Origin of the sequence: Streptomyces sp. NBC_00525 (assembly GCF_036346595.1) — a bacterium.
GTDB lineage: Bacteria > Actinomycetota > Actinomycetes > Streptomycetales > Streptomycetaceae > Streptomyces.
Genome location: NZ_CP107834.1, coordinates 4,702,295 through 4,727,182 on the forward strand (window position 1 = coordinate 4,702,295; position 24,888 = coordinate 4,727,182).

General features: G+C 73.7%; 17 protein-coding genes. 6 read left to right on the plus strand and 11 right to left on the minus strand.

Features of this window, described 5'->3' with window-relative positions; all coding sequences use genetic code 11:
• The first annotated feature begins 4 nt into the window (after positions 1-4).
• The 5 genes from OG710_RS21120 to fxsT all read left to right on the plus strand — a co-directional run bounded on the left by OG710_RS21120 (position 5) and on the right by fxsT (position 9,642).
• Entirely contained in the window at positions 5-3,406 is a 3,402-nt protein-coding gene (locus OG710_RS21120) for an SAV_2336 N-terminal domain-related protein (protein WP_330240713.1), read from the plus strand.
• Positions 3,407-3,471: 65 nt separating this feature from the next.
• A complete protein-coding gene (fxsA, locus tag OG710_RS21125; protein ID WP_330240714.1) occupies positions 3,472-3,660 on the plus strand; it encodes an FxSxx-COOH cyclophane-containing RiPP peptide in 189 nt (62 codons plus the stop codon).
• 380 nt (positions 3,661-4,040) lie between these two features.
• Entirely contained in the window at positions 4,041-5,180 is a 1,140-nt protein-coding gene (locus OG710_RS21130) for an FxsB family cyclophane-forming radical SAM/SPASM peptide maturase (protein ID WP_330242308.1), read from the plus strand.
• A complete protein-coding gene (locus tag OG710_RS21135) occupies positions 5,177-6,571 on the plus strand; it encodes an aKG-HExxH-type peptide beta-hydroxylase (protein ID WP_330240715.1) in 1,395 nt (464 codons plus the stop codon). The genes OG710_RS21130 and OG710_RS21135 overlap by 4 nt, the downstream gene beginning before the upstream one ends.
• A gap of 80 nt (positions 6,572-6,651) precedes the next feature.
• Positions 6,652-9,642, plus strand: a complete 2,991-nt coding sequence (fxsT, locus tag OG710_RS21140; RefSeq protein ID WP_330240716.1) for an FxSxx-COOH system tetratricopeptide repeat protein — start codon at positions 6,652-6,654, stop codon at positions 9,640-9,642.
• Between the two features lie 113 nt (positions 9,643-9,755).
• On the opposite strand, the gene OG710_RS21145 is transcribed toward fxsT, so the two are convergent.
• The 10 genes from OG710_RS21145 to OG710_RS21190 all read right to left on the minus strand — a co-directional run bounded on the left by OG710_RS21145 (position 9,756) and on the right by OG710_RS21190 (position 21,392).
• Positions 9,756-13,544 (minus strand): multifunctional oxoglutarate decarboxylase/oxoglutarate dehydrogenase thiamine pyrophosphate-binding subunit/dihydrolipoyllysine-residue succinyltransferase subunit, encoded by a 3,789-nt coding sequence (locus OG710_RS21145; RefSeq protein ID WP_330240717.1) that lies wholly within the window; start codon positions 13,542-13,544, stop codon positions 9,756-9,758.
• 257 nt (positions 13,545-13,801) lie between these two features.
• Positions 13,802-14,878 (minus strand): HAMP domain-containing sensor histidine kinase, encoded by a 1,077-nt coding sequence (locus OG710_RS21150; protein WP_330240718.1) that lies wholly within the window; start codon positions 14,876-14,878, stop codon positions 13,802-13,804.
• On the minus strand, positions 14,875-15,612 hold the full coding sequence (locus OG710_RS21155; RefSeq protein ID WP_030079431.1) for a response regulator transcription factor: 738 nt from the start codon (positions 15,610-15,612) through the stop codon (positions 14,875-14,877). The genes OG710_RS21150 and OG710_RS21155 overlap by 4 nt, the downstream gene beginning before the upstream one ends.
• Positions 15,613-15,847: 235 nt before the next feature.
• Positions 15,848-16,540 (minus strand): spermidine synthase, encoded by a 693-nt coding sequence (locus OG710_RS21160; protein ID WP_330240719.1) that lies wholly within the window; start codon positions 16,538-16,540, stop codon positions 15,848-15,850.
• A 101-nt stretch (positions 16,541-16,641) separates the two neighbouring features.
• Positions 16,642-17,250: a hypothetical protein gene (locus tag OG710_RS21165; protein WP_330240720.1), complete on the minus strand. Its 609-nt coding sequence runs from the start codon at positions 17,248-17,250 to the stop codon at positions 16,642-16,644.
• The gene (locus tag OG710_RS21170) at positions 17,247-18,584 is read right to left on the minus strand and encodes a hypothetical protein (protein WP_330240721.1); all 1,338 of its coding nucleotides are present in this window, start codon (positions 18,582-18,584) and stop codon (positions 17,247-17,249) included. The genes OG710_RS21165 and OG710_RS21170 overlap by 4 nt, the downstream gene beginning before the upstream one ends.
• The gene (locus OG710_RS21175) at positions 18,581-19,363 is read right to left on the minus strand and encodes an ATP-binding cassette domain-containing protein (RefSeq protein ID WP_330240722.1); all 783 of its coding nucleotides are present in this window, start codon (positions 19,361-19,363) and stop codon (positions 18,581-18,583) included. Before OG710_RS21175 ends, OG710_RS21170 begins: the two co-directional genes overlap by 4 nt.
• A gap of 10 nt (positions 19,364-19,373) precedes the next feature.
• Complete coding sequence (locus OG710_RS21180) at positions 19,374-20,312, minus strand: hypothetical protein (RefSeq protein WP_330240723.1); 939 nt, start codon at positions 20,310-20,312, stop codon at positions 19,374-19,376.
• Complete coding sequence (locus tag OG710_RS21185; protein WP_330240724.1) at positions 20,309-20,911, minus strand: RNA polymerase sigma factor; 603 nt, start codon at positions 20,909-20,911, stop codon at positions 20,309-20,311. Before OG710_RS21185 ends, OG710_RS21180 begins: the two co-directional genes overlap by 4 nt.
• A 79-nt stretch (positions 20,912-20,990) precedes the next feature.
• The gene (locus OG710_RS21190; protein ID WP_330240725.1) at positions 20,991-21,392 is read right to left on the minus strand and encodes a DUF4259 domain-containing protein; all 402 of its coding nucleotides are present in this window, start codon (positions 21,390-21,392) and stop codon (positions 20,991-20,993) included.
• Positions 21,393-21,553: 161 nt separating this feature from the next.
• On the opposite strand from OG710_RS21190, the gene lon reads away from it, so the two are divergent.
• Positions 21,554-23,974: an endopeptidase La gene (gene lon / locus OG710_RS21195; RefSeq protein ID WP_330240726.1), complete on the plus strand. Its 2,421-nt coding sequence runs from the start codon at positions 21,554-21,556 to the stop codon at positions 23,972-23,974.
• Between the two features lie 115 nt (positions 23,975-24,089).
• Here lon and OG710_RS21200 read toward each other — a convergent pair whose 3' ends face one another.
• On the minus strand, positions 24,090-24,770 hold the full coding sequence (locus OG710_RS21200; protein WP_330242309.1) for a polysaccharide deacetylase family protein: 681 nt from the start codon (positions 24,768-24,770) through the stop codon (positions 24,090-24,092).
• Positions 24,771-24,888 lie beyond the last annotated feature (118 nt).

Genomic DNA, 24,888 nt, shown 5'->3' on the forward strand with positions numbered 1-24,888 from the left:
CGCGATGTCCGATGGTTCGCAGGCGTACGAGGCCGGGCTGCTGCCCGAGCTGGTCGCACGGCTGCGCGGGGCCGGGCTCGACCCGGACGTCGAGCAGCTCTGCGACGCGCTCTGGCTCGCCCGGTGGACCCGCGGCACCGCCGCGGCCGGCGCCCCCGGTGAACGCGCGGACGGCGACCCCGGTGACCCCGCCCCCGGCGAGCGCACCGCGCCCGGCCGCGCCACCACCCCGGCCCGCCCGGACGGACGCGCTCCGGAGGCGGACGCCCGGCCCGGCGATCCCCGCGTGCCCGGGGACGGCGAGCGGATCTCCCTGCACCCCGTCCCCGGCCGCACCCGGCCCGGCGGCACCCCGGCCCACGAGTCCGGCGCGCCCGACGGCGGACAGCCCGGCCCCGACGCCCGTGCCACCGCGCTGCCGCTCGGCGTACCGGCCGCGCCCGTGCTGCCCGCGCCCCTCGAACTGACCCGCGCCCTGCGCCCGTTGCAGCGCTACCGGACCGTCTCCGCGCCCAAGCGCCGGGTGCTGGACGAGCGGGCGACCGCCGAACGCAGCGCCCGCGCCGGCGGCATGGTCATGCCGGTGTTCCGGGGGGTCCGCCGGGGCGACGCCGTCGTCCAGTGCGTGATGGACGCCTCCTCCTCGATGCTGGTCTGGGACCGGCTGTTCGAGGAACTCCAGCAGATCTTCGCCCAGCTCGGCGCGTTCCGGGACGTGCAGATGCGCTATCTGCACCCCGGCCCGGACGGCGGCTGCACCGTCAGCCGCAGCCCCGACCCCGCCGCCGCCCCGCTGCACTCGGCGGACCGGCTCAGCGACCCCACCGGCCGCCGGGTCACCGTCGTCGTCAGCGACTGCGCCGGACCGCTCTGGCGCAGCGGCCACGCCCACCGCCTGCTGCACCAGCTCGCCCGGCTCGCCCCGGTCGCCGTGCTCCAGCCGCTGCCCCAGCGCATGTGGAACCGCACCCGCCTCCCGGTCACCTTCGGCTCGCTGACACGGGGCGAGGGCCCGGCCGGGGCCACCCTGCTCAAGGTCACGGGCGACGCCGGAACGGGCCCCGCCCACCCCGGCGCCCTCGCCGTCCCCGTGCTGCCCCCGGCGGCGGACGCGCTCGCCGCCTGGGCCCGGCTGCTCTCCGGGACCGGCGCGGCATCGGTGCCGGGCGCGGTCGGCTGGGTCCGGGCCGACCAGCCGCCCGCCCCCGCCCGCCGGCCGGGCGACGCCCCGTCCTCGCTGCAACTGGTCAGCCGGTTCCGCTCGACGGCCTCCCCGGTCGCCGGACAGCTCGCCGTCTACCTCGCGGCGGCCCCCCTCTACCTGCCCGTCATGCAACTCGTACAGCGCACGATGCTGCCCCACTCCGGCCCCTCCGAACTGGCCGAGGTCCTGCTCAGCGGACTGCTCAGGCGCACCGGGGGCGGCACCGGACGCGGCCAGTGGTACACCTTCGAACCCGACGTCCAGGAGGCACTCCTCGGGCCCCTCGGCCGCGACGAGGCTCTGCTCGTACTCAAGCACTGTTCGCAATACATAGAGCAGCGGTTCGGCAAGGGCGGCCCCAACTTCCCGGCCCTGGCCTACGCCCAGCTCGGCGACGGCACCCCGCACGACGCCACCACCGGCCCGGCCACCGCCTGGCCGGCTCCGGGCGAGGCGGACCCGGACGCCGAAGCGGAGGCGGAGGACGCCGACGAGAGTGAGGAGACCGAGGGGAACGGGGGAGACGAGAGACGCGGCGGTCCGCGCGTCCCCCACGCCTTTGCCGAAGTAGCGGCCCGCGTACTGGAGCGATTCATGCCCGTACCCCCCAGATTCGTCACCCGCGAACCCAAGACCTCCGGAAGCCCGCAGACCGGCGGCCTCGCAGTGCGCCGCGCCCGCGAACTCGTCCGCCTCTTCGAGGCCGACAAGATGGTGCAGCGCCTGATCGACGCCGTACAGCTGCTCAGGGGCGCCGCCGAGCACACCCCGCCGCCGTCCGACGACACCGAACTCTGGGCGGAGTACGCCCGCTGCGTGCTGCGTCTGTGGGAGGTGCAGGGCGGCGCCGACCTCCTGGAGGAGGCCGAACGCGCCGCCGAACGGGCCGCCGCCCGCCCCGGCGCCGTACGCGAACGCGCCGTGCTCGCCAAGGTCCTGCACGCCGCCGCCGACGACCGGCGCAGGCGCGGCGACCGGCGCGGCGCGCTGGAGCTGCTGCGCCGCGCCGACCGCGAATACACCGCGGCCTGCGCCACCCCCGGCCTGGAACCCGGCGAAGCCCTGCGGCTCACCCTGGAACGGGTACGCGCCCTGGAGGCGCAGTGGCGGCTCGACGGGGACACCGCCCTGCTGCAGAGCGCCTGCGGGATGCTGGAGGCGTTCGCCGACGCCTGGCCCGACCAGGAGAACCGCCCGGCCGTCCTGCCCCTCCAGCACGGCCGCACCCTGCTGAAACTCGCCCGCGCCACCCAGGACGGCGAACAGTCCCGCGCGTACGCCCGCCAGTCGGCCCGCTCCCTGCGCACCGCGTTCGCCCAGGGCGGCCGGCACACCATGGGCACCGAGAACCGGATCGTCCTCGACCTCGTGGACGCGCTGCTCGCCTCCGGCGCCGAACCGGAGGAGGCCGCCACCCTCACCGCCCAGGCGCTGGAGACCGTACGCGACCAGCGCCAGCGCGCCCAGCTCCAGACCAGGGCCGGCCGCGTCCGGGTCGCCCGCTACGAACACACCGGCGACCCCGCCGAACTCGTCGCCGCCGCCGAATGGTTCGCCCGCGCCGCCCGGGGCATCCCGCGCGACTCCCGCGCCTACACCGACCTGCTCGCCGAGTGGGGCGCCACCCTGCTGCGGCGCGCCGAACTCCCGGACGGCCGCGCCTCCATCGGCGCCGCCGTGCGGGTGCTGCGCGACTGCCGCTCCGAGATGCCGGCCGGCGGCGCCCAGCAGTCCGAGCGCCTGTTGATGCTGGGCCGCGCCCTGATGCTGCGTCACCGCGCCACCGCGGACCGGGTGGACCTGCGCGAGGCGGAGTACCTGTTCAAGCTGGCCGCCGAGGAGGCCACCGTCCCGCTCACCGCGGCCCGCTGCTGGCTGGAGCTGGGCCGCGCCCTCCTCCAGGCGGCCGGGGTCCTCGACCGCCCGGCCCGCCGCGACGAGGCGGCGGAGGCGTTCCGGTCGGCCGCCGACTCCGCGGGCGACGCGCAAACGGAGCTGGAGACTCCGCAACAGCTGCGGGAAGCCGTGGAGTTGGCCGCTACAGCGAACCACTGGCGGGGTATGACGTACGAGAGAGCGGGCCGGCCCAGGGCCGCGCGGGACGCGTACCGGGCGGCCCGGCAGGAGTGGCGCAAACTGCCGGACGGCGGCGGCGCGGCCGGTGAGGCGACCGCCGGGCGGCTGGCCGAGCTGGAACGGTGAGCGGGCGCGGACGCGCCCGGTGACGAGCGGGCCGCCGGCCCGCCGCTTCGGTACGGGGAGGCGTGATGAGCGAGTCGACACGGAACGACGGAACGCGCGCGACGGGACCGGCTGAACTGCCCGACCTGCTGGGCCTCGACCTGGCGACCCTCCGGACGACGGACCATCCGGTGCTCGCGGAGGTCGTCGCGGACCTGCGGGGACGGGCGGAACAGCCGCAGGAGATGCTCTGGGGGTTCAACAACGCCTTCTGAACGGGCGACCGCCCACAGGCGACCGGCCCCGCGACCGGCCTGGCGACCGGCCCGGCGCGCGGGCCGGGCCGGGCCGCGTACCGCACGGCCGGCCCGCGTACCGCACGGTTTTGGCCGGGGGTGCGCCCAATCAGGACATCGTCGTCCGGGACCAGTCTGGCCCCTCCGGCTCCGGGAACACTCACTCCGGGTCGGCACCGGGGAGCGCCCCGGCCGGCGTACAGCACGGGGGTGCTTGAGTGGCTGGACGCACGACGCCCTGGCGGCGGCGAACCGAACGGCCGGCGGAACGGACACCGCGGCCGGACCCCGGCACGCGCCGGACCACCGGCACGGCACCGCACGTCCCGGCCACCGCACCCGTCCCCTTCGGCCAGTTCATCGTGAAGGTGCACGGCCGCTGCAACCTGGCCTGCCGCTACTGCTACCTGTACGAGGGCCCCGACCGCACCTGGCGCGACCGCCCGTCCGCCGCCCCGCCCGCCGTCCTCGACCGCACCGCCGCCCGGATCGCCGAACACGCCGCGACCCACCGCCTCGGCAGCGTCGCCCTCGTCCTGCACGGCGGCGAACCCCTGCTCGCCGGGCCCGGCCGGCTGGCCGCCCTCGCCGACGCCGTCCGCGACCGCGTACCCGCCGACTGCGCCGTCCACGCCACCGTGCAGACCAACGCCACCCTGCTCACCGACCCCGGTATCGCCACCCTCGCCGACCACGGCATACGCGTCGGCATCAGCCTCGACGGCGGCCTCGCCGCCCACAACACCCTGCGCACCGACCACGCCGGCCGCCCCTCCTGGCCCGCCGCCTCACGCGGCGCCCGGCTGCTGGCCGACCGCCACCCCGAGGCGTACGCGGGCATCCTCACCGTCGTCGACCCGCGCACCGACCCGGTCGAGATGTACGAATCCCTGCTCGCCCTGCGCCCCCCGGCCCTGGACCTCCTCCTGCCGCACGGCAACTGGTCCAGCCCGCCGCCCGGCCTGCCCGCCCCGGCGGACCCGCCAGGGGACCCCGGACCGGGCCGCGCCACCCCGTACGGCGACTGGCTGTGCGCCGTCTTCGACCGCTGGTGGCCCGCACCCCGCCGGGAGACCCGCGTCCGCCTCTTCGAGGAGTGCGTCGCCCTGCTCATCGGACTGCCCGCCGCCACCGAATCCCTCGGCCTCGACCCGATCAACGCGGTGGTGGTCGAGACGGACGGGTCCATCGAACAGGTCGACTCGCTCAAATCCGCGTACGACGGCGCCGCCACCACCGGCCTCGACGTCTTCCACCACACCTTCGACGAAGCGCTGCGCCACCCCGGCGTGGCCGCCCGGCAGGCCGGAGCCGCCGCCCTCGCCGCCGACTGCCGGGCCTGCCCGCTGCTGACCGTGTGCGGCGGCGGCCACTACGCACACCGCTACCGCGCAGACAACGGCTTCCGCAATCCCTCCGTCTACTGCGCCGACCTCGAACGGCTGATCCGCCACATCGCGGCCCGGCTCGCCGAAGCAACCGCTGGAGACCCCCCATGACCCCCACCGTCCCGGACCACGTCCTGCGCGCCCTCGGCCGCACCGAGGGCGACGCCGACAGCCTCGGACTGCTCGTCCGCGACCAGGACACCCGCCGCCTCGTCCTCCTGCGCGCCCTGCTCGACGCGGCGGCCGCCGCCCCCGCCGCCGTCTGCCCCCCACCCCTGCTGGACCGGCTCCACGCGGACTGGGCCCTCCTCGAAGCCGCCGAACGCGCCGACCGGGCCGCCACCCGCACCGTCCTCTTCCACCCCCTCGCCGGCCCCTGGGCCCAGCGCCTCCTCGCCGGCCTCATCACCCCGGCCGCCGCCCCCGGCCCCGACCTCCACGCCGACCTCGCCCACTTCACGGCCCTCGCCGCAGCGGCCGCCGTACGGGCCGGGGTGCCATTCGACCTCCGGCTCACCCCGCGCGAGGGACTGGTCCCGCTGCCCACCCTCGGCGCCGTCCGGGCAGGACCCGACCCCGTCCGCCTCGTCCACCGCGACGACGAACTGACCCTCACCCCCCGGCACGGGCCGCCGTTCACCCTCCGCCGCCAGCCCGACCGGACCCTCGACGCGGCCGACCCGCGCTGGCTCCCGGTGCTCACCCTCCGCCCCGTCGTACCCGGCGCCGCGCCCGTCGCCCTCGACGACGTGGACCCCTACGGCATCGGGGCCGGCGACCTCTCCCGCTACGGGCTCAGCGGGGCCGCCCGCGTGGACGACCACCAGCGCAAGGAATGGGCCGGGTCCTGGGCCGGGGTCGAGCCCCTGCTCCGGATCGGCGGCGACCACCGCGTCGCCGAGGCCGCCGCGCTGCTGCGCTGCGTCGTGCCCCTCGGGCACCCCGCCGGAGCCGGGCCGGACGGCGAGGGCGCCGCGCACTGCAGCGGCACCCGGCGGGAGGCGTTCGGGGCCGTGCTCAGCAGCAAGCCCGCCACCCCGGCCTACTTCGCCTCCACCCTCGTCCACGAACTCCAGCACACCAAACTGGCCGCCCTCGCCACCCTCGTACCGCTCCACCGCGAAGACGCGGCCCCGCGCCACTTCGCCCCCTGGCGCCCCGACCCCCGGCCCTTCGACGGCCTGCTCCAGGGCGCCTACTCGCACCTGGCGCTCGCCGACTACTGGCAGCGGTTCGCCCTCCGCGCCCACCGGGTCACCCACCGGGACCTCGCCTGGGCCGAACACGCCCGCTGCCGCGAACAGGTCGGCGCCGCGCTCCCCGCACTCGCCGGATCGGCGGCACTCACCCCCGAAGGCCGCACCCTGGTCAACGAAATGATCTCCGTCTACCACCGTCTGGACGACAATCCGCCCCCCTCGGGGCACCTAGCGCGCGCTCAGGCGTACGTGAGCACCGCCAAGGTGATATGGCAGCAGAGGAACGGCTCGCGAAGGCAGTGAGAAGCCTGTGATTCCCATCGGCGCCGCGAGCGCTCCGGTGTATGTTGACAAGGCTCGTATCGAGGCAGGGAGACGGCTGAATGCCCGGAACGCGTAAGCCAGTTGGAGTAGCCGGGGCGAACACCGTCACGATCAGTTTCGCCGGCTTCAACCGCGCCTGGGCGGCGTGGATCGCGGACCGCTTGGAGCGGCGCGGAGTGGTGGTCGTCCAGCAGCGCTGGGACCCGCCCGTCTCCGTCCCGCTGGAGGAGGCGCTGCGCGACCTGACGCTCGCGCGCGGCCGGGTCCTCGTCGTCCTCAGCGACTGGTACTTCCAGCTCGGCCCCCGCAGCCACGACGAGTGGAACCGCGCACTGCGCTCCGAAGTCGCCCCCGACCCCGACCGGTTCGCCGCGGTGTGCGTCACCACCTCCGCACTTCCCGGAGCCACCTCCGCCTTCGGCGCCGCCGACCTCACCAACGTCGGCGCCGAGGAGGCGGAGCGCAGGCTCCTGGTCCGCCTCGGGCTCCCCACCGACCCGCTGCCCGACGCCGGCTCCGGACCGGGCCCCCGCTTCCCCGCCGACACCCCGCAGGTGTGGGGCGGGGTGCCGCGCCGCAACATCCGCTTCACCGGCCGCGAGGAACTGCTCACCGACACCTACCGGGCGCTCCAGGAATCCGGCGCCGGCGCCGGCGTCGTCGCCCTGCACGGCATGTCCGGCGTCGGCAAGACCCAGCTCGCCGCCGAGTACGTCTACCGCTTCGGCTCCGAGTACGACGTGGTCTGGTGGGTGCCCGCCGACCGGCGCGCGCTCTACCGCCAGAAGCTCGCCGAACTCGCCCCGGAACTGGGCCTGTCCACCGGCGCCGAGTACGGCGAACGGCTGCGCGCCGTACGCGACTCGCTGCGCCGGGGCGACCCGCACGCCCACTGGCTGCTCGTCCTGGACGGCGCCGACGAACCCGACCAGATCTGGGACCTCGTCCCCACCGGCCCCGGCCACGTCCTCATCACCTCCCGCAACCCGGAGTGGGGCGAGCACAACAGCAACCTCGTCGAGGTCCCCGTCTACCGGCGCGACGAGTCCGTCGCCTTCATCCGCCGCCGCGCCCCGCGCCTGACCCAGGCCGAGGCCGACCAGCTCGCCGAGGCCCTCGAAGACCTCCCGCTGCTCCTCGACCAGACCGCCGGCTGGCTCAACGACTCCGACCTGTCCGTCGAGGAGTACATCGAACTGCTCGAAGGCGGCATCGACCAGGACGTCGTCAAGGTCTCCGCCGACTTCCCGCTCGCCTTCCAGACCGCCTGGTCGATACTGCTCAACAAGCTCCGGGACACCGTCCCCGAGTCCGTCGACCTGCTGCGCCTGTGCAGCTTCTTCGCCCCCGGCTCCATCCCGGTGCGGCTCCTCAAGGACATGCCCCCCGGCGACCTGCCCGAGCAGGTGTCCGGGCTGATGAGCGACCCGCTGCTGTGGAACAAGGCGATCAACCAGCTCCGCCAGTACTCCGTGGTCCGGCTGGAATCCCATGAATCGGGCGTCGACCCCGCGTCCTCCGGCGAATCCCTCTACATGCACCGCATGGTCCACCAGATCGTCGGCCTCGACATGACCGAGGAGAACCGCCGGGAGTTCATCGACGTCGTCCGCCGCGCGCTGGCGGCGGCCGATCCGGGGCGCCCCACGGACACCCGCCTGTGGCCCGCGTACGCCGAGATCACCCCGCACCTCAAGTGGGCCGACGTACTGAACAGCACCGAACCTGCCGTGCAGAACCTGGTGCTCAACTGCCTGCGCTACATGTACCTGTCGGGGGAGTACCGGGCCGGCATCAAGCTGGGCGAACGCGCCCTGACCACCTGGCGCGAGCTGCTGGGCGAGAACCACCCCCGGATCTGGGACGTCAGCTACCACTACGCCAACCTGCTCAGGGCCGTCGGCGACTACGCGGCCACCGAGACCATCGAACGCGCCGCCGTGGAGCATCTGCGCGCCGAGCGAGGCGCCCAGGACCTGGAACACCTGCGCGCCGCCACCGGGCTCGCCGCCGACCTGCGCGGACTCGGCCGCTACGACGAGGCGCTGGAGATCTCCACCCGGGTGCTGGCCGGCTACCAGGAACTCCTGGGCGACCAGGACTCCCGCACGCTCAACGCGCAGAACAACCTGGCGGTGACCGTGCGGCTGCTCGGCAGGTACGCCGAGTCCCTCGAACTCAACGGACGCACCCTGGACGCTCGCCGCCAGCTCCTGCGCCAGCGCCACACCTGGACCCTCTTCTCCGAGATCCACTACTCCACCGACCTGCGGCTCCTCGGGCGCTACAACGAGGCGCTGTCGCTCCAGAACCAGAGCGTCCAGGTGCACCGGCGCGTCCTGGGCACGGACAACCCGCAGACCCTGCGCGCCGAGCACAACCTCGCCCTGTGCCACTACCGCAACGGCGAACGGGCCAAGGCGACCACCCTGTTCACCCGCGTCCTGGAGCGCTGCGAACGCGTCCTCGGCGAGAGCGACCCGCTGACGATGATGTTCGCCGCCGGGCAGAGCTGCTTCGCCCGCGAGCACGGCAACATCGACCAGGCCAGGGCCATAAGCGAGAAGGTGGTCAGCGGTTACGCCGACATGCTCGGCGAGGCGCATCCGTATGCCGCGGGCACCCGCTCCAACCACGCGATGATCCTGCGGAACGTGGGGGAGCGGGACCACGCCCACGTCCTGCTGGAGGAGTCGCTCGCCACCATGACCCAGGCCGTCGGCGAGAACCACCCGTGGACGCTGGGCTGCGGCATCAACGCCTCCGCGCTGCGGAACCTCGTCGGCGACCCGGAGGGCGCGGCCGCGCTGACGGACTCCGTCATCACCCGCGCCACCGAGGTCCTCGGCCGCACCCACCCGCTGACGCTGTCGGCGCGCATCGCGCACGCCGCGGACCTGCGGGGCCTGCGCGATCGGCAGAAGGCGGAGAAGGTCGAGAACGAGGCGCTGGACGACCTGGCGACCACGCTCGGCGCCCAGCACACCCACACCGTGTCGGCCCGCTCCCGCAACCGCCCGTACTGGGACTTCGAGCCGCTCACCATCTGAGACCGACCGGTCCGAGCCGCCCGGACCACGCCGAAGGGGCCCGCCCCGCGAACCTCTCGCGGGACGGGCCCCTTCCGGCGTACTGCGTACCGTCTGCCGTGCGGGCAGCCGGGTCAGGCGTCGAAGACCTCGCTGACCAGCTGGGCCTGCTCCGCCTGGTGGCGCTTGGCCGAGCCGACCGCCGGGGACGAGCTGTGCGGACGCGAGATGCGGCGCAGGCGCTCGCCGTGCGGGACGTCCGCGCCGACGGCCAGGTCCAGGTGGTCGATCAGGTTCAGCGCGATGAACGGCCAGGCACCCTGGTTCGCCGGCTCCTCCTGCGCCCACAGGTACTTCGCGGCGTTCGGGTACTTGGCGATCTCGGCCTGGATCTCGGCACCCGGCAGCGGGTACAGGCGCTCCAGACGGATGATCGCGGTGTCCGTGACGCCACGCTTCTGGCGCTCGGCCTCCAGGTCGTAGTAGACCTTGCCGGCGCAGAAGACGACCTTGCGGACGGCGCTCGGGTCGACCGAGTCGTCGCCGATCACCGGGCGGAAGCCGCCGGTGGTGAACTCCTCCGCCTTCGACGCGGCCGCCTTGAGGCGGAGCATCGACTTCGGGGTGAAGACGATCAGCGGCTTGTGGTGCGGGTTGTGCACCTGCCACCGCAGGAGGTGGAAGTAGTTCGACGGCAGGGTCGGCATGGCGACCGTCATGTTGTTCTGCGCGCACAGCGTCAGGAAGCGCTCCGGGCGGGCGGACGAGTGGTCCGGGCCCTGGCCCTCGTAGCCGTGCGGCAGCAGCAGCGTGACGCCGGAGGTCTGGCCCCACTTCTGCTCGGCGGAGGAGATGAACTCGTCCACGACGGTCTGGGCGCCGTTGACGAAGTCGCCGAACTGGGCCTCCCAGATCACCAGCGACTCCGGGCGGGCCAGCGAGTAGCCGTACTCGAAGCCCATCGCCGCGTACTCGCTGAGGAGCGAGTCGTAGACGTTGTAACGGGCCTGGTCGTCCGTGAGGTACAGCAGCGGGGTGTAGTCCTCGCCGGTGACCTGGTCGACGAGCACGGCGTGGCGCTGGCCGAAGGTGCCGCGGCGGCTGTCCTGGCCGGCGAGCCGGACCGGGGTGCCCTCCATCAGCAGCGAACCGATGGCCAGGGTCTCGCCCATGCCCCAGTCGATCGTGTCGTTCTCCACCGAGGCGGCGCGGCGCTGCATCTGCGGCATCAGCCGCGGGTGCACGGTGATCGACTCGGGGATGTTGACCTGGGACTCGGCGATCCGCTTGACGACCTCGGCGGAGACCGCGGTCGACACGGCGACCGGGAACTCGGCCTGCGGGTCGGAGATGTGCGGCTGCGCCGGCTGCGAGGTGGCCTCGCGGACCTCGGCGAAGACCTTCTCCAGCTGGCCCTGGAAGTCCTGGAGCGCCTGCTCCGCCTCTTCCAGGGTGATGTCGCCGCGACCGATGAGGGACTCGGTGTAGAGCTTGCGCACCGAGCGCTTCCGGTCCACCAGGTGGTACATCTGCGGGTTGGTGAACTCGGGGTTGTCGGTCTCGTTGTGACCGCGGCGCCGGTAGCAGATGAGGTCGATCACGACGTCCTTGTTGAACGCCTGCCGGAACTCGAGGGCGAGCCGCGCGACGCGGACGACGGCCTCGGGGTCGTCGCCGTTGACGTGGATGATCGGCGCCTCGATCATGCGCGCCACGTCGGTGGCGTACATCGAGGAGCGGGAGGACTCCGGGGCGGCGGTGAAGCCGACCTGGTTGTTGATCACCACGTGCACGGTGCCGCCGGTGCGGTAGCCGCGCAGCTGCGACATGTTGAGCGTCTCGGCGACGACGCCCTGGCCGGCGAAGGCCGCGTCGCCGTGCAGGGCGACGGGCAGGACGGTGAAGTCCGTGCCGCCCTTGTTGATGATGTCCTGCTTGGCGCGGGCGATGCCCTCCAGGACCGGGTCGACCGCCTCCAGGTGCGAGGGGTTGGCGGCCAGCGAGACCTTGATCTGCTCGCCGTCCAGGCCGGTGAAGGTGCCCTCGGCGCCCAGGTGGTACTTCACGTCGCCGGAGCCGTGCATCGAGCGCGGGTCGAGGTTGCCCTCGAACTCGCGGAAGATCTGGGCGTACGACTTGCCCACGATGTTCGCGAGGACGTTCAGGCGGCCGCGGTGGGCCATGCCGATGACGACCTCGTCGAGGCGGGCCTCGGCGGCGGAGTCGATGACCGCGTCGAGCAGCGGGATGACGGACTCGCCGCCCTCCAGCGAGAACCGCTTCTGGCCGACGTACTTGGTCTGCAGGAACGTCTCGAACGCCTCGGCGGCGTTGAGGCGGCGCAGGATGCGCAGCTGCTCCTCGCGCTCGGGCTTGGGGCGCGGACGCTCCACCCGGTCCTGGAGCCACTTGCGCTGCTTCGGGTCCTGGATGTGCATGAACTCGATGCCGGTGGTGCGGCAGTACGACTCGCGCAGCACACCGAGGATGTCGCGGAGCTTCATCATCGACTTGCCGGCGAAGCCGCCGACCGCGAAGTCCCGCTCCAGGTCCCACAGGGTGAGGCCGTGCTCGGTGATGTCCAGGTCGGGGTGCTTGCGCTGGTGGTACTCCAGCGGGTCGGTGTCGGCCATGACGTGGCCGCGGACCCGGTAGGAGTGGATCAGCTCGAAGACCCGTGCGGCCTTGGTGACGTCGTCGTCGTGCGAGGCGTCGATGTCCTTGAGCCAGCGGACCGGCTCGTAGGGGATGCGCAGCGCCTTGAAGATCTCGTCGTAGAACTCGTTCTCGCCGAGCAGCAGCTGGGAGAGGATGCGCAGGAACTCGCCGGAGGCGGCGCCCTGGATGACCCGGTGGTCGTACGTGGAGGTCAGGGTCATGACCTTGGAGATGCCCAGCTTGTTCAGGGTGTCCTGCGAGGTGCCCTGGAACTCGGCGGGGTAGTCCATCGCGCCGACGCCCATGATGAGGCCCTGGCCGGGCATCAGGCGGGGCACCGAGTGGACGGTGCCGATGCCGCCGGGGTTGGTCAGCGAGGCGGTGACGCCGGTGAAGTCGTCCATGCCGAGCTTGCCGTTGCGGGCGCGGCGGACGATGTCCTCGTAGGCCTGCCAGAACTCGAAGAAGTTGAGCGTCTCGGCCTTCTTGATGGCCGCGACGACCAGCTGGCGGTCACCGTTCGGCTTCACCAGGTCGATGGCGAGGCCGAGGTTGACGTGCTCCGGCTTGACCAGGGTCGGCTTGCCGTCCTTCTCCGCGAAGGAGTAGTTCATGGACGGCATGGCCTTGAGGGCCTGGACCATCGCGTACCCGATGAGGTGCGTGAAGGAGATCTTCCCGCCGCGGGCGCGCTTGAGGTGGTTGTTGATGACGATGCGGTTGTCGAAGAGCAGCTTCACCGGGACGGCGCGCACGGACGTGGCCGTGGGCAGCTCCAGCGAGGCGTTCATGTTCTTCGCGACCGCGGCGGACGGGCCGCGCAGGGTCACGTACTCGGGGCCGCCCTGGGCCTCGGTGTCCGCGCCGGCCTTGGCCTTGGCGGCCGGGGCCTTCGCGGCGGGGGCGGGCGCGGCCTTCGCCGGCGCCTCGGGCGCGGCCGGTGCCGCCGGGGCCGGGGCGGCGGCGGGCGCTGCCGGGGCCTGGGCGGCGGGCTGAGCCGGTGCGGTGGTGGTGGCGGCCGGGGCCGCGGGCGCTGCAGCCCCCGCGGCTGCGGCGCCGGTCTTGTCCGCCGTGCCGGTCTTGCCCGGCTTGTAGTCGGCGAAGAAGTCCCACCAGGCGCGGTCGACCGAATTCGGGTCCTGGAGGTACTGCTGGTAGATCTCGTCGACGAGCCACTCATTGGCGCCGAAGGCGGCGGCCGGGTTGGTGCCCGGACCGGCCTGGTCGGTCGAGATGCTCGAGTTACTGGGGGACTGAGACGACACGGCGGCAACCGCCCTCTTCCGCTTCACAAGGTGATGGACAGCGGGAATCAAGGCTACGCCTCCGCGACCGTTCCCTGCAGTCCGGGGACGCCTTCGTCGTGCAAGTCACATCGAAAGTCGGGTTTCGGCGCAGGAAATGGCGGGAAACAAGCATGGTTCCGCTTCACTCCGGGTACGCGGGGCCGCAACAGCCGCCCCCTGGACCGTACCCCGTGCACAGAACACGCAGAACGCGCCCTTCCGGTTCGAACCCTATGTCAACCGCGCGGTTGAGGAATCCCCGGAAGGGTGACGCGGATGCGACAGCCGCGAGCGGATTCGGCCACTCCGATCCGGCCGCCGTGCAGATCCACCGCCCAGCGTGCGATCGCCAGCCCCAGACCCGTTCCGCCGTCGCTGCCCGGACCGTGCGGGGAGGCCACCTCGCCCCGGTTGAAGCGCTCGAAGACGCGGTGCCGCTCGGACTCCGGAATGCCCGGCCCCTCGTCCAGCACCTCCAGGTGCAGGGACTCCGGCTGCGGCCCGCGCCGGGCCAGCACCGTCACCCGGCCGTGCGGCGGGCTGTGCTTGACGGCGTTGTCGATGAGATTGGCCACCACCTGGTGCAGCCGCTCCGCGTCCGCGTGCGCGGTCAGCTCCGGCGGCGACACGTCCAGGTGCAGATGGACGTCCGTACGCGAGTGGTTCCCGGACCCGGAGGAGAGCCGGCGGTGCGCGGAGGCGAGGTTCGCCTCCTTGAGGACGCCCGAGAGATACGGCCACACCTCGAAGCGGCCCGCCTTCAGCGAGACCACGCCGTTGTCCAGCCGGGACAGGTCGAGCAGCGTCTCCACCAGCCTGCCGAGCCGCTCCGTCTGCGTCAGCGCCGTCCGCATCGTCTCCGGGTCGGCGGAGGACACCCCGTCCACGACGTTCTCCAGGACGGCTCTCAGCGCCGCGATGGGCGTCCGCAGCTCGTGCGAGACATTGGCCACCAGCTCCTTGCGGTGCCGGTCCACCGCCGCCAGGTCGTCGGCCATCAGATTGATGGTCTGCGCCAGGTCCCCCAGCTCGTCGCGCCGGCCCGCGCCGTTCACCCGGCGGGTGTAGTCGCCGTGCGAGATCGACCGGGCCACCGCGCGCATCTCGTCCAGCGGCGCGGTCAGACCGTGCGCCACGAACTGGGTGATGAGCAGGGTCGCGATGACCGAGAACACGGTGATGAACCGCAGCTCGGTCCGGGTGCGCAGGGCCACCATGAGCAGCCCCGTCGTGATGAAGACCGACACCACCACCAGGGTGCCCAGCTTGGCCTTGATCGAGAACGGCCGCAGCCCCGGTCCGGGGGCGCTCATGGCGCGGGGGTCTCCAGCGCGTAGCCGACCCCGTGCACGGTACGGATGCGCTCCGCGCCGATCTTCCGGCGCAGCGCCTTGATGTGGCTGTCCACCGTCCGGGTGCCCGAGGCGTCCGCCCAGTCCCACACCTCGGCGAGCAGCTGCTCGCGGGAGAGCACCGCGCGCGGCGTGTTCGCCAGGCAGACCAGCAGGTCGAACTCGGTCGGCGTCAGGTGCACGTCCTCGGCGCGGACCCGCACCCGGCGCTGCGCGTGGTCGATCTCCAGCTCGCCGAGTCGCAGTATCCCGCTGCGCGGGGTCACGGCGGCCAGCGCGGCCCGCTCCACCCTGCGCAGCAGCACATGCACCCGGGCCGCCAGCTCCCGCATCGAGAACGGCTTGGTCATGTAGTCGTCGGCGCCGACCCCGAGCCCGACGAGCATGTCCGTCTCGTCGTCCCGCGCGGTCAGCATCAGTACCGGCACCGGCCGCTGGGCCTGGACCCGGCGGCACACCTCCAGGCCGTCGAAGCCCGGCAGCATGATGTCGAGCACCATCAGGTCCGGCTGCCACGCCTCGGCGGCGTCCACGGCGGCCGGGCCGTCGAGGGCGGTCTGCACCAGGAAGCCCTCCGCCCGCAGCCGGGCGGAAATGGCGTCCACGATCGTGGCGTCGTCCTCGACCACCAGCACGCGGCGCTGCGCGCCAGGGGTGGCCGCCACGCCGTTGTGGGTGGTGTGTGTCTGTTCCATCGCCCCGCCCCTGCCCGTTCTCACGGAGGCCATTCCCCCGGACGTACGGTTTTCGCTCGTGAATTTCGTGGGTGATCTCGCTATCGCTCAGCAGCGTAGAGGCAGCGGAGGGTTTCCGGCTACGCAGGGTGCAAGCCCGAAGCACCCCGGCGGGTCGCCGGGGGCGGGCGGACTGTCGCGCTTGTGGCGCTTGAACCCCCGGTGCCGGGGCCCATTCGGCACCCGGTGGGGGGTGTCAGTCCCCTCGAATTGCGAGATGGACCACGTCGGGCACACCTCGGGCAACGCCCACTTCTTCCGTCCGTACCCCCTGGAACCCGGCATTCTGTAGGGCCTGGTCGAACGCGGGGGACGGTTGTGCCGACCATACGGCGAGCACGCCGCCCGGACGCAGCCGCGCCCGGCAGTCGGCGAGTCCCGCGGGGGAGTAGAGGTTCCCGTTCTCCTCGGTGACCGTCCAGTCCGGCCCATTGTCGATGTCCAGACACAGGGCGTCGTAACGGTCCGTAGTCGTGCCCAGGTATGCGACGAGGTCCGTGGTCAGGATCTCCGTACGCGGATCGGCGAGCGCCGGTCCGGAGATCGCGGCCAGCGGACCGTCCAGGTGCCAGCCCACGATCGCCTCCTCGCGCTCGGCGACCGCGATCCGGCCCCAGCGCGGCTCATCGGCGGCCCGGACGAGCGAGAACCCGACACCGAGCCCGCCGATGAGCACGGAGGGCGCGGGGCGGTCGGCCGGCAGCGCGGCGAGCGCGGCGTCGATCAGCAGCCGCTCGGACCGCCCGTCCGAGGTGTCCATCAGGAAGCAGCCGTTGGCGATGATCTCGAAGTCCTCACCCCGCCTGCGCAGGACCACCTCCCCGTACGGGCCCTCGCGGCGGTCCAGGGTGACGGGGGCGTCGGCGGCGGGGCCGAACGTGTGGGGCATGGCACTGGTCTCCGGTGGCCGGGGTCGATGTCGTCCCCGCCATCCTGGCCCGCCGGGGCGGACGGGTGCCACCGCGTCGCGCGCGGGACGGGGCCCCCGGCTCAGCCCCGCTCGCGGCGGGCCCCGCCCACCGCGTACAGCGCCGCTCCCGCCGCGAACAGCGCCGAGGCGGTGGCCCACGCCCACACCTGCGGCCCCGGCTGCATCGGCCAGGCCCACACGGAGGCCGCGCCGCCCGGTGTGCGCGGCGCGGCCAGATAGACCGCGCCGCCGTAGACGGTCATCGGCAGCCAGCTGAGCCGGGCCCCGATCAGGGCGGCCGCCGCGGCGGTGACCCCGGTCGCCCCGAGCACGTTGCGGATCATGCCCGGCGCCCCGAACGCCTCGGGATGCCCGGGGACGGCGAGCGCGAGGGCCGCCCCGGCCGGGACGGCGAGCGCCAGCAGATGCAGCAGCCGCCGGGGCCACCAGCGCCGCACCGCCGTCCGGTCGAGCTCGTCGGCGGCGGCGTACAGGCTCGTACCGATGGCCGACGCGGCCAGCAGCGGGGCGAGGACCAGGACCGGCACCCGGGCGCCGTGGTCGAAGTTCGGCTGTGCCACGAGCCAGTGGGCGGCCCAGGCGGCCAGCAGGACGACCCCGCCGAGGGCGGCGGCGGTACGGGGGACGGCGCGGGAGCGGAGATAGAGGGAAGCCGGGTGACGGTTCACAGGACCGGCACCTCCGAGGGGTCGCAGCTCCTGCGGGTGGTCAGGTACCGGCCGAGCCAGGCGCGGCGCTCGGCGTCGGGCATGGCTTCGAGGCGGAGCAGCTCGGGGGGCTTCTCGGCGCCGGGAGCCAGCCCGGCGGGGGCGAGCCAGGTCGCGACAGCGCCGTACGCCACATCCACCGGAGGTCCGTCGGCATTCTGGTGGTGGCTGTTCGGGCACATCCGGTCCATCATGTTGGCCGCCACCTGCCAGGCGAAGTCCTCCGTCCTCTGCAACCGCCCGCGCAGGAGGTACCAGCCCGGATGGGGCGCCGGTATCCACGCCTCGTCCGGGCCGTGCAGCGGAAGCCGGCCGACGTAACGCTTCGGCGCGCCCCGCACCCCCTCCAGCCGCCCGGTCAGCCCCGACAGCGCCTCCGCGACCTGGGGCAGCAGATGCTCCTGGCGCCCGGGCAGGCAGAACTGCGGGCTGCCCTCCGTGCAGACGAGGCGGTCGGCCGCCGGGTCCTCCCGGAACAGCCCGTCGCCCGTGGACACGATGAGCGGGGCGACGGCGGCGGCCACGGCGAGCGGTACGAGGGCGGCGAGCCGGCGCCGGGCCGCCACGGCGGTGAGCGCGGCGACCGCGAGTCCGCAGAGCCAGAGCGCCATCGCGGGGGCGTACCACCACACCGGCAGCCGGTCCTCCTGGGAGGAGTTCATGGCCGGATCGAGGTACCGCGCGGCGGACTCGGTGTACGTGGGCACGCCCAGGACCAGGTACATCAGCGCGGCGACGGCGGGCGCGGCCAGCCGCCACCGGCAGAGCACGCCCGCGGCGAACCCGGCCAGTGCCGCGGCCACCAGGAACGCGCCGTCCGCCACGGCGACGGACGGGGACGGCCCGCCGCCGCCCGCGTAGGGCCGGGTGGCCAGCAGCGAGGCCGCCAGCGCGACGGCGTATCCGGTGACCGCCCACAGCGCGAGCGGCAGCGCGGCCGCCGCCTGGCGCGACCAGCGGGCACGCGGGGTCGATGCCCACAGCTCGCCCGTGCGGCGCCGGTGGTCGCGGGCGCCCTGCCAGCAGGCCGCGGCGGCCACCAGCGGGCCGCCGAGCAGCGTGGCGCCGGAGTGCAGGAGGTCCTGGGTCGCACCCCAGTCGCCCTGCCAGGAGTCGGCCTTGGCGGCCATGGCGACGATCAGCGTGAGTGCCGTGCACACCCCGGTCCACGGGGCGACGCTCCGGCGCGCCTCGGTCCACAGCACGGGGAGCATGGGAAGCGCGGTGCGGAGGGGGCCGCGGCGGGCCGGGCCGTCCCGGCGCTCGTCGGCGGCCGGGCGTTCGGTGAGGGTCATCGGGCGCCCGCCGCCGCCCGGTGGGAGCGCAGGGCCAGGGTGTAGCCGCGCTCGATGGGGCTGCCGCCGTACTCGTGCGGGTCGCCGTCCGCGCCGAGGGCCGCCAGCTCGCGCGTCGTACCCCGGTACGCGACCCGGCCCGCCTCGATCAGCGTCACCCCCTCGCAGGCCGTGGCCACGTCCTCCACCAGGTGCGTGGACAGGATGACCGTGGCGTGCTCGCCCAGGCTCCGCATCAGGGTGCGGAACTCCACCCGCTGCTCCGGGTCGAGGCCGGCGGTCGGCTCGTCGAGCAGCAGCAGCTCCGGTTCGTTGACGATCGCCTGCGCGATGCCGACGCGCCGGACCATGCCGCCGGACAGCGTCCTCATCCGGGAGTCGATCCGGTCCGCCAGGCCCACGCGTTCCACGGCCCGCTCCACGGCGGCCGACGTCCGGGCACCGTCCATCTCCTTGAGCCACGCCACATAGCCGACGAACTCACGGACCGTGAACCCCGCGTAATGGCCGAATTCCTGCGGCAGATAGCCCAGCCTGCGCCGCACCCCGGCGCGGGCGCGGTGGTCCGATGCGGCGCCCACCTCGGCGCCCAGCAGCTCCACCCGCCCGGCGTCCGGCGCGGCGGCCGTGGACAGCACCCGGATGAGCGAGGTCTTGCCCGCCCCGTTGGGGCCGAGCAGCCCGTGCACACCGGGCCCGAAGTCGAGATCGACGGAGTCCAGGGCGGTTCTGCGGCGGTGCCGCACCGTCAGCCCGGACACCACGACGGTCCTGTTCACGCGATCACGCTCATGACGTCTCCAGATGGTCGAAGGATCGGCGGCGCAGGGCCAGCAGCCCCGCGCCGAGCACGGCCGCCACCGCCCAGGCGCCCTGGGCGGGGGACCCGGACAGCAGACGGGTGGCCGTGCGCGCCGCCTCGGCGAGCGGCGTGTGCGAGGTGCCGAGCCCCGGTACGGTCACGGCCGCCGCCCAGGCGGCCGCGACGGCCCAGGACCCGGCGCGGCATCCGACGTACGAGCCGAGGCTCAGCGCCGCCAGGGTCAGGGCGAGGCCGGGCAGTAGCCAGGACAGGGCGCCGGGCCCGCCGGCCGACGCGGGCAGCACGGCCCAGGCCAGCGCCGTCACGGGGACCGCCGTCCCGAGCACGGCGGCGGTCCTGACCAGCAGCAGCCGCAGCCCGCCGCCCGGCGAGGTGGCGATGATCTCGTGCATCGGGTCGGCGTAACGCCCGTACGAGAGGCCCACCCCGGCGACCGGCAGCACCGGTGCGAGCAGCAGCAGCACCGGCCGCGCCTGCATGTCCGGCCCGCCCCCGAACGCCAGCGCCACCGCCGCGCCCACCACCAGCAGCAGGGCGCCCACCCAGCCGCCCCGGAACGCGGGCCCGGCCGCCCACAGCACCCGGCCGAACCGGCGCGCACCGGTTACCCGCCGCCACGCCCCCCGTCCGCGCGGCCCCGCGTCGCCCGCGTCGGCCGCCGGGGCGCGCCCGGCCGGGACGCCCTCCGCCGGGACGCCCTCGGCCGCGGCCGTCGCCAGCACCGCCGCGCGGATCTCGTCCAGGAGGGGGGCCGCGGCCCCCCGCTCGCGTACCGCCGCCGTGACCCGCCGCGCGCACGGCGCGCAGGACTCGACGTGCTTCTCCAGGGACCAGGCGTCCGTCTCGGGGGCCGTGCCCGCCGCGTACCGCCGGGCGAGGTGGTCCGCCACATGCCAGGTCGTCATGCCGTGCCTCCCAGGGGACCGTTCTCCACGACCAGGCGGTCCAGCGCGGCGCGCAGCTCGCGCCGGGCCCGCAGCGCCCGGCTCTTGACCGTGCCTTCCGGTACGCCGAGCAGCCGGGCGGCCTCACGGGTCGTCAGCCCGTCGACGACCGTCGCCCGCAGGACCTCCCGCAGCTCCGGCGAGATCCGGTCGAGCGCGGCGCCCACGTCCCCGTACTCCAGGCCGGCCAGGACCCGGTCCTCGGCGGACGGCACGGGGGCGGCCCACCGCGCCCCGTCCGCCCGCTCGGCCGCCGCCGCCCGCTCCGTCCGGCTCCGGGCCCGCCGCGCGTCCACCAGGCGCCGGGCGGCGATGACCCAGAGCCAGCCCCCGGCCTCGGCGCCCCGGTGGGAGCCGGCGGAGCGCCAGACCGTCAGGAAGGTGTCCTGCACGACCTCGCGCACCGTCTCCGGGTCCGGGCAGCGGCGGTTCAGCCTGGCCAGCAGCCAGCCGGAGTGCCGGTCGTAGAACGCGCCGAGGGCGGCGGTGTCCCCCTGCGCGACGGCACGCAGCAGCGCCTCGTCGCTCCGGTCGTCCCCCGAGGGATGCACATCGCTCACACTCCCTCTATCGCGAACCGGGCGCCGCGCGGTTCACGCGCGACGCCCGGTTCGATGTTCCCCGCCCCCTCGTCAGGGCTCAGGGCCGGGGCATAAGAACCTCGCGCAGGCGGTTGATCTCGGTGTGCCAGGGGCCCTCGTCCGTTTCCTCCCAGAGCTCCAGGGGCTCCGACGGCTCCGTGAGGACCCGGTCCAGCGCCTGGAGCGCGAGGCCGCGCAGCGCGGTGAGGTCCGGCAGGGGCTCGTCCGGGCCGTACGCGGAGTCGACCGGCGCCCCGCCGGGGCACTGGGCCGCGACCAGGGCGGCCGCCGCTATCGCCTCGTCGGCGACGTCCGAGTCGAGGTAGTCCACCGTCTCGGCGGTCTCGGCGAGAGCGGCCCGCACCTTCTCCGCGCGCTCCTCCGGCGCCGCGTCGTCGAGGCCACCGCACCAGTCCGCCGCGGTGTCGTTGTCGAAGGGGCCGACGTCCCACGCACCCATGTGTTTCTCCCTGCCGATCGTTCCGATGCCCGCATCGTGACAGGCACCACTGACAACGGCCGTTCCGGCTGATCGCTCAGAGCGAACACGGGTTGGGGAACATTGGAAGGCTCACAAGCATTGAGTCTGCATAGCTCAACTTGACTGCCGAAGGGGAGATCATGGCTACTGAGTCCAACGCCGTCACACCGCTCACCCTGCCCGTGCTGCCGCTCGACGACGAGGTCGTGCTGCCGGGAATGGTGGTGCCGCTGGACCTGTCGGACACCGAGGTGCGCGCCGCCGTGGAGGCCGCTCAGGCCGCGGCGCGGGAAGGCGGGGGCAAGCCGGAGGTGCTGCTCGTCCCGCGCGTCGACGGGACGTACACCGGGATCGGGGTCCTCGGGACCGTCGAGCAGGTGGGACGGCTCTCCGACGGCGATCCGGGCGCCCTCATCCGGGGCCGCGACCGGGTCAGGATCGGAGCGGGCACCAGCGGGCCGGGCGCCGCGCTCTGGGTGGAAGGGGTCCGGGTCGACGTCTCCGTCCCCGACCCGCTCCCCGGAGCCGTCGCCGAACTGGTCAAGGAGTACAAGGCGCTCGCCACCAGCTGGCTGAAGAAGCGCGGCGCCTGGCAGGTCGTGGACCGGGTCCAGCAGATCGAGGGCGTCTCCGCGCTCGCCGACAACTCCGGATACTCCCCCTTCCTCACCACCGCCCAGAAGGTGAGCCTGCTGGAGACCGCCGACCCGGTCGCCCGGCTGAAGCTCGCCATCCAGTGGCTGCGCGAACACCTCGCCGAACAGGACGTCGCCGAGTCCATCGCCAAGGACGTCCAGGAGGGCGTCGACAAGCAGCAGCGCGAGTTCCTGCTGCGGCGTCAGCTCGACGCCGTACGCAAGGAACTGGCCGGACTCAACGGGGACCCGGAGGACGAGTCCGACGACTACCGGGCCCGCGTCGAGGCCGCCGACCTGCCCGAGCACGTCCGCGAGGCCGCGCTCAAGGAGGTCGACAAGCTGGAGCGCTCCTCCGACCAGAGCCCCGAGGGCTCCTGGATCAGGACCTGGCTCGACACCGTCCTGGAGCTGCCCTGGACCGTGCGCACCGAGGACGCGTACGACATCAGGGCCGCCCGGGAGATCCTGGACGCCGAGCACGCCGGCCTCCAGGACGTGAAGGAACGCATCACCGAGTACCTCGCGGTGCGCAAGCGGCGCGCCGACCGCGGGCTCGGGGTCGTCGGCGGGCGGCGCGGCGGCGCGGTGCTGGCCCTCGTCGGACCGCCCGGCGTCGGCAAGACCTCGCTCGGGGAGTCCGTGGCGCACGCCATGGGCCGCGAGTTCGTCCGCGTCGCGCTCGGCGGCGTCCGGGACGAGGCGGAGATCCGGGGCCACCGTCGCACCTACGTCGGCGCGCTGCCCGGCCGCATCGTCCGTGCCGTCAAGGAGGCCGGTTCGATGAACCCGGTCGTCCTGCTCGACGAGATCGACAAGGTGGGCTCCGACTTCCGGGGCGACCCGGCCGCCGCCCTCCTCGAAGTGCTCGACCCCGCGCAGAACCACACCTTCCGCGACCACTACCTGGAGGTCGAACTCGACCTCAGCGACGTCGTCTTCCTGGCCACCGCCAACGTCCTGGAGGCCATTCCGGAGGCGCTGCTCGACCGGATGGAGCTGGTCAGGCTCGACGGCTACACCGAGGACGAGAAGGTCGTCATCGCCCGCGACCACCTGCTCCCGCGCCAGCTGGAGCGGGCCGGTCTGGAGAAGGGCGAGGTCACGCTCGACGAGTCGGCGCTGCGCAGGCTGGCCGGCGAGTACACCCGCGAGGCCGGGGTGCGGAACCTGGAGCGGTCCGTCGCCCGGCTGCTGCGCAAGGTCGCGGCCCAGAGCGAACTGGGCGAGCGCGAGCTGCCGTTCACGGTGGGCGCGGACGACCTGCGCGGGCTGATCGGCCGTCCGCACCATGTGCCCGAGTCCGCCCAGGACCCGGCCGAGCGCCGCACCGCGGTGCCGGGTGTGGCCACCGGGCTCGCGGTGACCGGGGCCGGCGGGGACGTCCTGTTCGTGGAGGCGTCGCTGGCCGATCCGGAGACCGGGGCGTCGGGACTGACCCTGACCGGTCAGCTCGGTGACGTCATGAAGGAGTCGGCGCAGATCGCGCTGAGCTTCCTGCGGTCGCACGGCGCGGAGCTGGAGCTGCCGGTCGCGGACCTCAAGGACCGCGGGGTGCACATCCACTTCCCGGCGGGCGCGGTTCCCAAGGACGGCCCGAGCGCCGGCATCACGATGACGACGGCGCTGGCCTCGCTGCTCTCCGGGCGGCAGGTCCGCACGGACGTCGCGATGACGGGCGAGGTCTCGCTGACCGGGCGCGTGCTGCCGATCGGCGGGGTGAAGCAGAAGCTGCTGGCCGCCCAGCGCGCGGGCATCACCACCGTGGTGATCCCCAAGCGCAACGAGGCCGACCTGGACGACGTCCCGGCCGAGGTGCTGGAGAACCTGGAGGTGCACCCGGTCACCGACGTCCGCCAGGTGCTGGAGATCGCCCTCGCCCCGGCGTCGGCCCCGGCGGAGCGGAGGGTCGCGGCGGCGGCGTGATCCCGCGGCCCCGCCCGTACCCGGCCCGCTTCCTCTCGTACCCGGCCCGCTTCCGCCCGTACCAGGCCCGCTTCCTCTCGTACGAGGGGGAGCGGGCCCCCGCGCGGTTGCCGGGTCAGGGGCGGTAGATCGTGCCGGGCACCGGCTCGGCGGGCGCCATCAGCTGGGGGACCGTCACGAAGGTGTAGCCCTCCTTCTTCAGGGCGTCGATGATGCCGGGCACCGCGGGCACCGTGCCCTTGTAGATGTCGTGCAGCAGGATGATGCCGTCCTTGCTCGCCTGGTCGAGTATCCGCTTCTTGATCAGCGCGGAGTCGTTCGTCGAGTAGTCCTTGGCGGTGGCGCTCCACAGGATCTGGGAGAGCCCGAGGTCCTTGCTGATCCCGGAGACGGTGTCGTCGGTGCGGCCCTGCGGCGGGCGCATCAGCCGCGGCTTCTTGCCGGTGATCGCCTCGATGGCGTCCTGCGTCTTCTCCAACTCGGCGCGTATCTCGGCCGGCTTCTTGTCCGTGAGGATCTCGTGCGACCAGGTGTGGTTGGCGACCTCGTGGCCCTCGGCCGCCAGCCGGCGGACGGTGTCCGGGTGCTTCTTCACATGGTTCTTGCCGAGCAGGAAGAACGTCGCGTGGACCTTCTTCTCCTTGAGGATGTCCAGCAGCCTGGGGGTGTCCTCGCCCGGTCCCGCGTCGAAGGTCAGGGCTATGCACTTGGCCTTGCGGCAGTCCACCGGACCGAACGCCCCCTTGGCGTCGTCACCGGCGTCCGCGCGGGCCGAACCGGGCGCGGTGGTCTCCATCGAGCAGCCGCTCAACGTCAGCGTGAGGGCTGTCACAAGGGCAACGGCCAACCCCGTACCGATCGACTTCGTCCTACTGGGCACGGCGTGCCACTCCCTCGTGTGAATGGTCGCACTG

Excerpts from the sequence above, each read along its gene's own strand:
- OG710_RS21200 (WP_330242309.1), bottom strand. The coding sequence starts at position 24,770 with ATGGAGACCACCGCGCCCGGTTCGGCCCGCGCGGACGCCGGTGACGAC.
- lon (WP_330240726.1), top strand. The coding sequence starts at position 21,554 with ATGGCTACTGAGTCCAACGCCGTCACACCGCTCACCCTGCCCGTGCTG.
- OG710_RS21150 (WP_330240718.1), bottom strand. The coding sequence starts at position 14,878 with ATGAGCGCCCCCGGACCGGGGCTGCGGCCGTTCTCGATCAAGGCCAAG.
- OG710_RS21160 (WP_330240719.1), bottom strand. The coding sequence starts at position 16,540 with ATGCCCCACACGTTCGGCCCCGCCGCCGACGCCCCCGTCACCCTGGAC.
- OG710_RS21170 (WP_330240721.1), bottom strand. The coding sequence starts at position 18,584 with ATGACCCTCACCGAACGCCCGGCCGCCGACGAGCGCCGGGACGGCCCG.
- fxsT (WP_330240716.1), top strand. The coding sequence starts at position 6,652 with ATGCCCGGAACGCGTAAGCCAGTTGGAGTAGCCGGGGCGAACACCGTC.
- OG710_RS21135 (WP_330240715.1), top strand. The coding sequence starts at position 5,177 with ATGACCCCCACCGTCCCGGACCACGTCCTGCGCGCCCTCGGCCGCACC.
- OG710_RS21180 (WP_330240723.1), bottom strand. The coding sequence starts at position 20,312 with ATGACGACCTGGCATGTGGCGGACCACCTCGCCCGGCGGTACGCGGCG.
- OG710_RS21155 (WP_030079431.1), bottom strand. The coding sequence starts at position 15,612 with ATGGAACAGACACACACCACCCACAACGGCGTGGCGGCCACCCCTGGC.
- OG710_RS21120 (WP_330240713.1), top strand. The coding sequence starts at position 5 with ATGTCCGATGGTTCGCAGGCGTACGAGGCCGGGCTGCTGCCCGAGCTG.
- fxsA (WP_330240714.1), top strand. The coding sequence starts at position 3,472 with ATGAGCGAGTCGACACGGAACGACGGAACGCGCGCGACGGGACCGGCT.
- OG710_RS21190 (WP_330240725.1), bottom strand. The coding sequence starts at position 21,392 with ATGGGTGCGTGGGACGTCGGCCCCTTCGACAACGACACCGCGGCGGAC.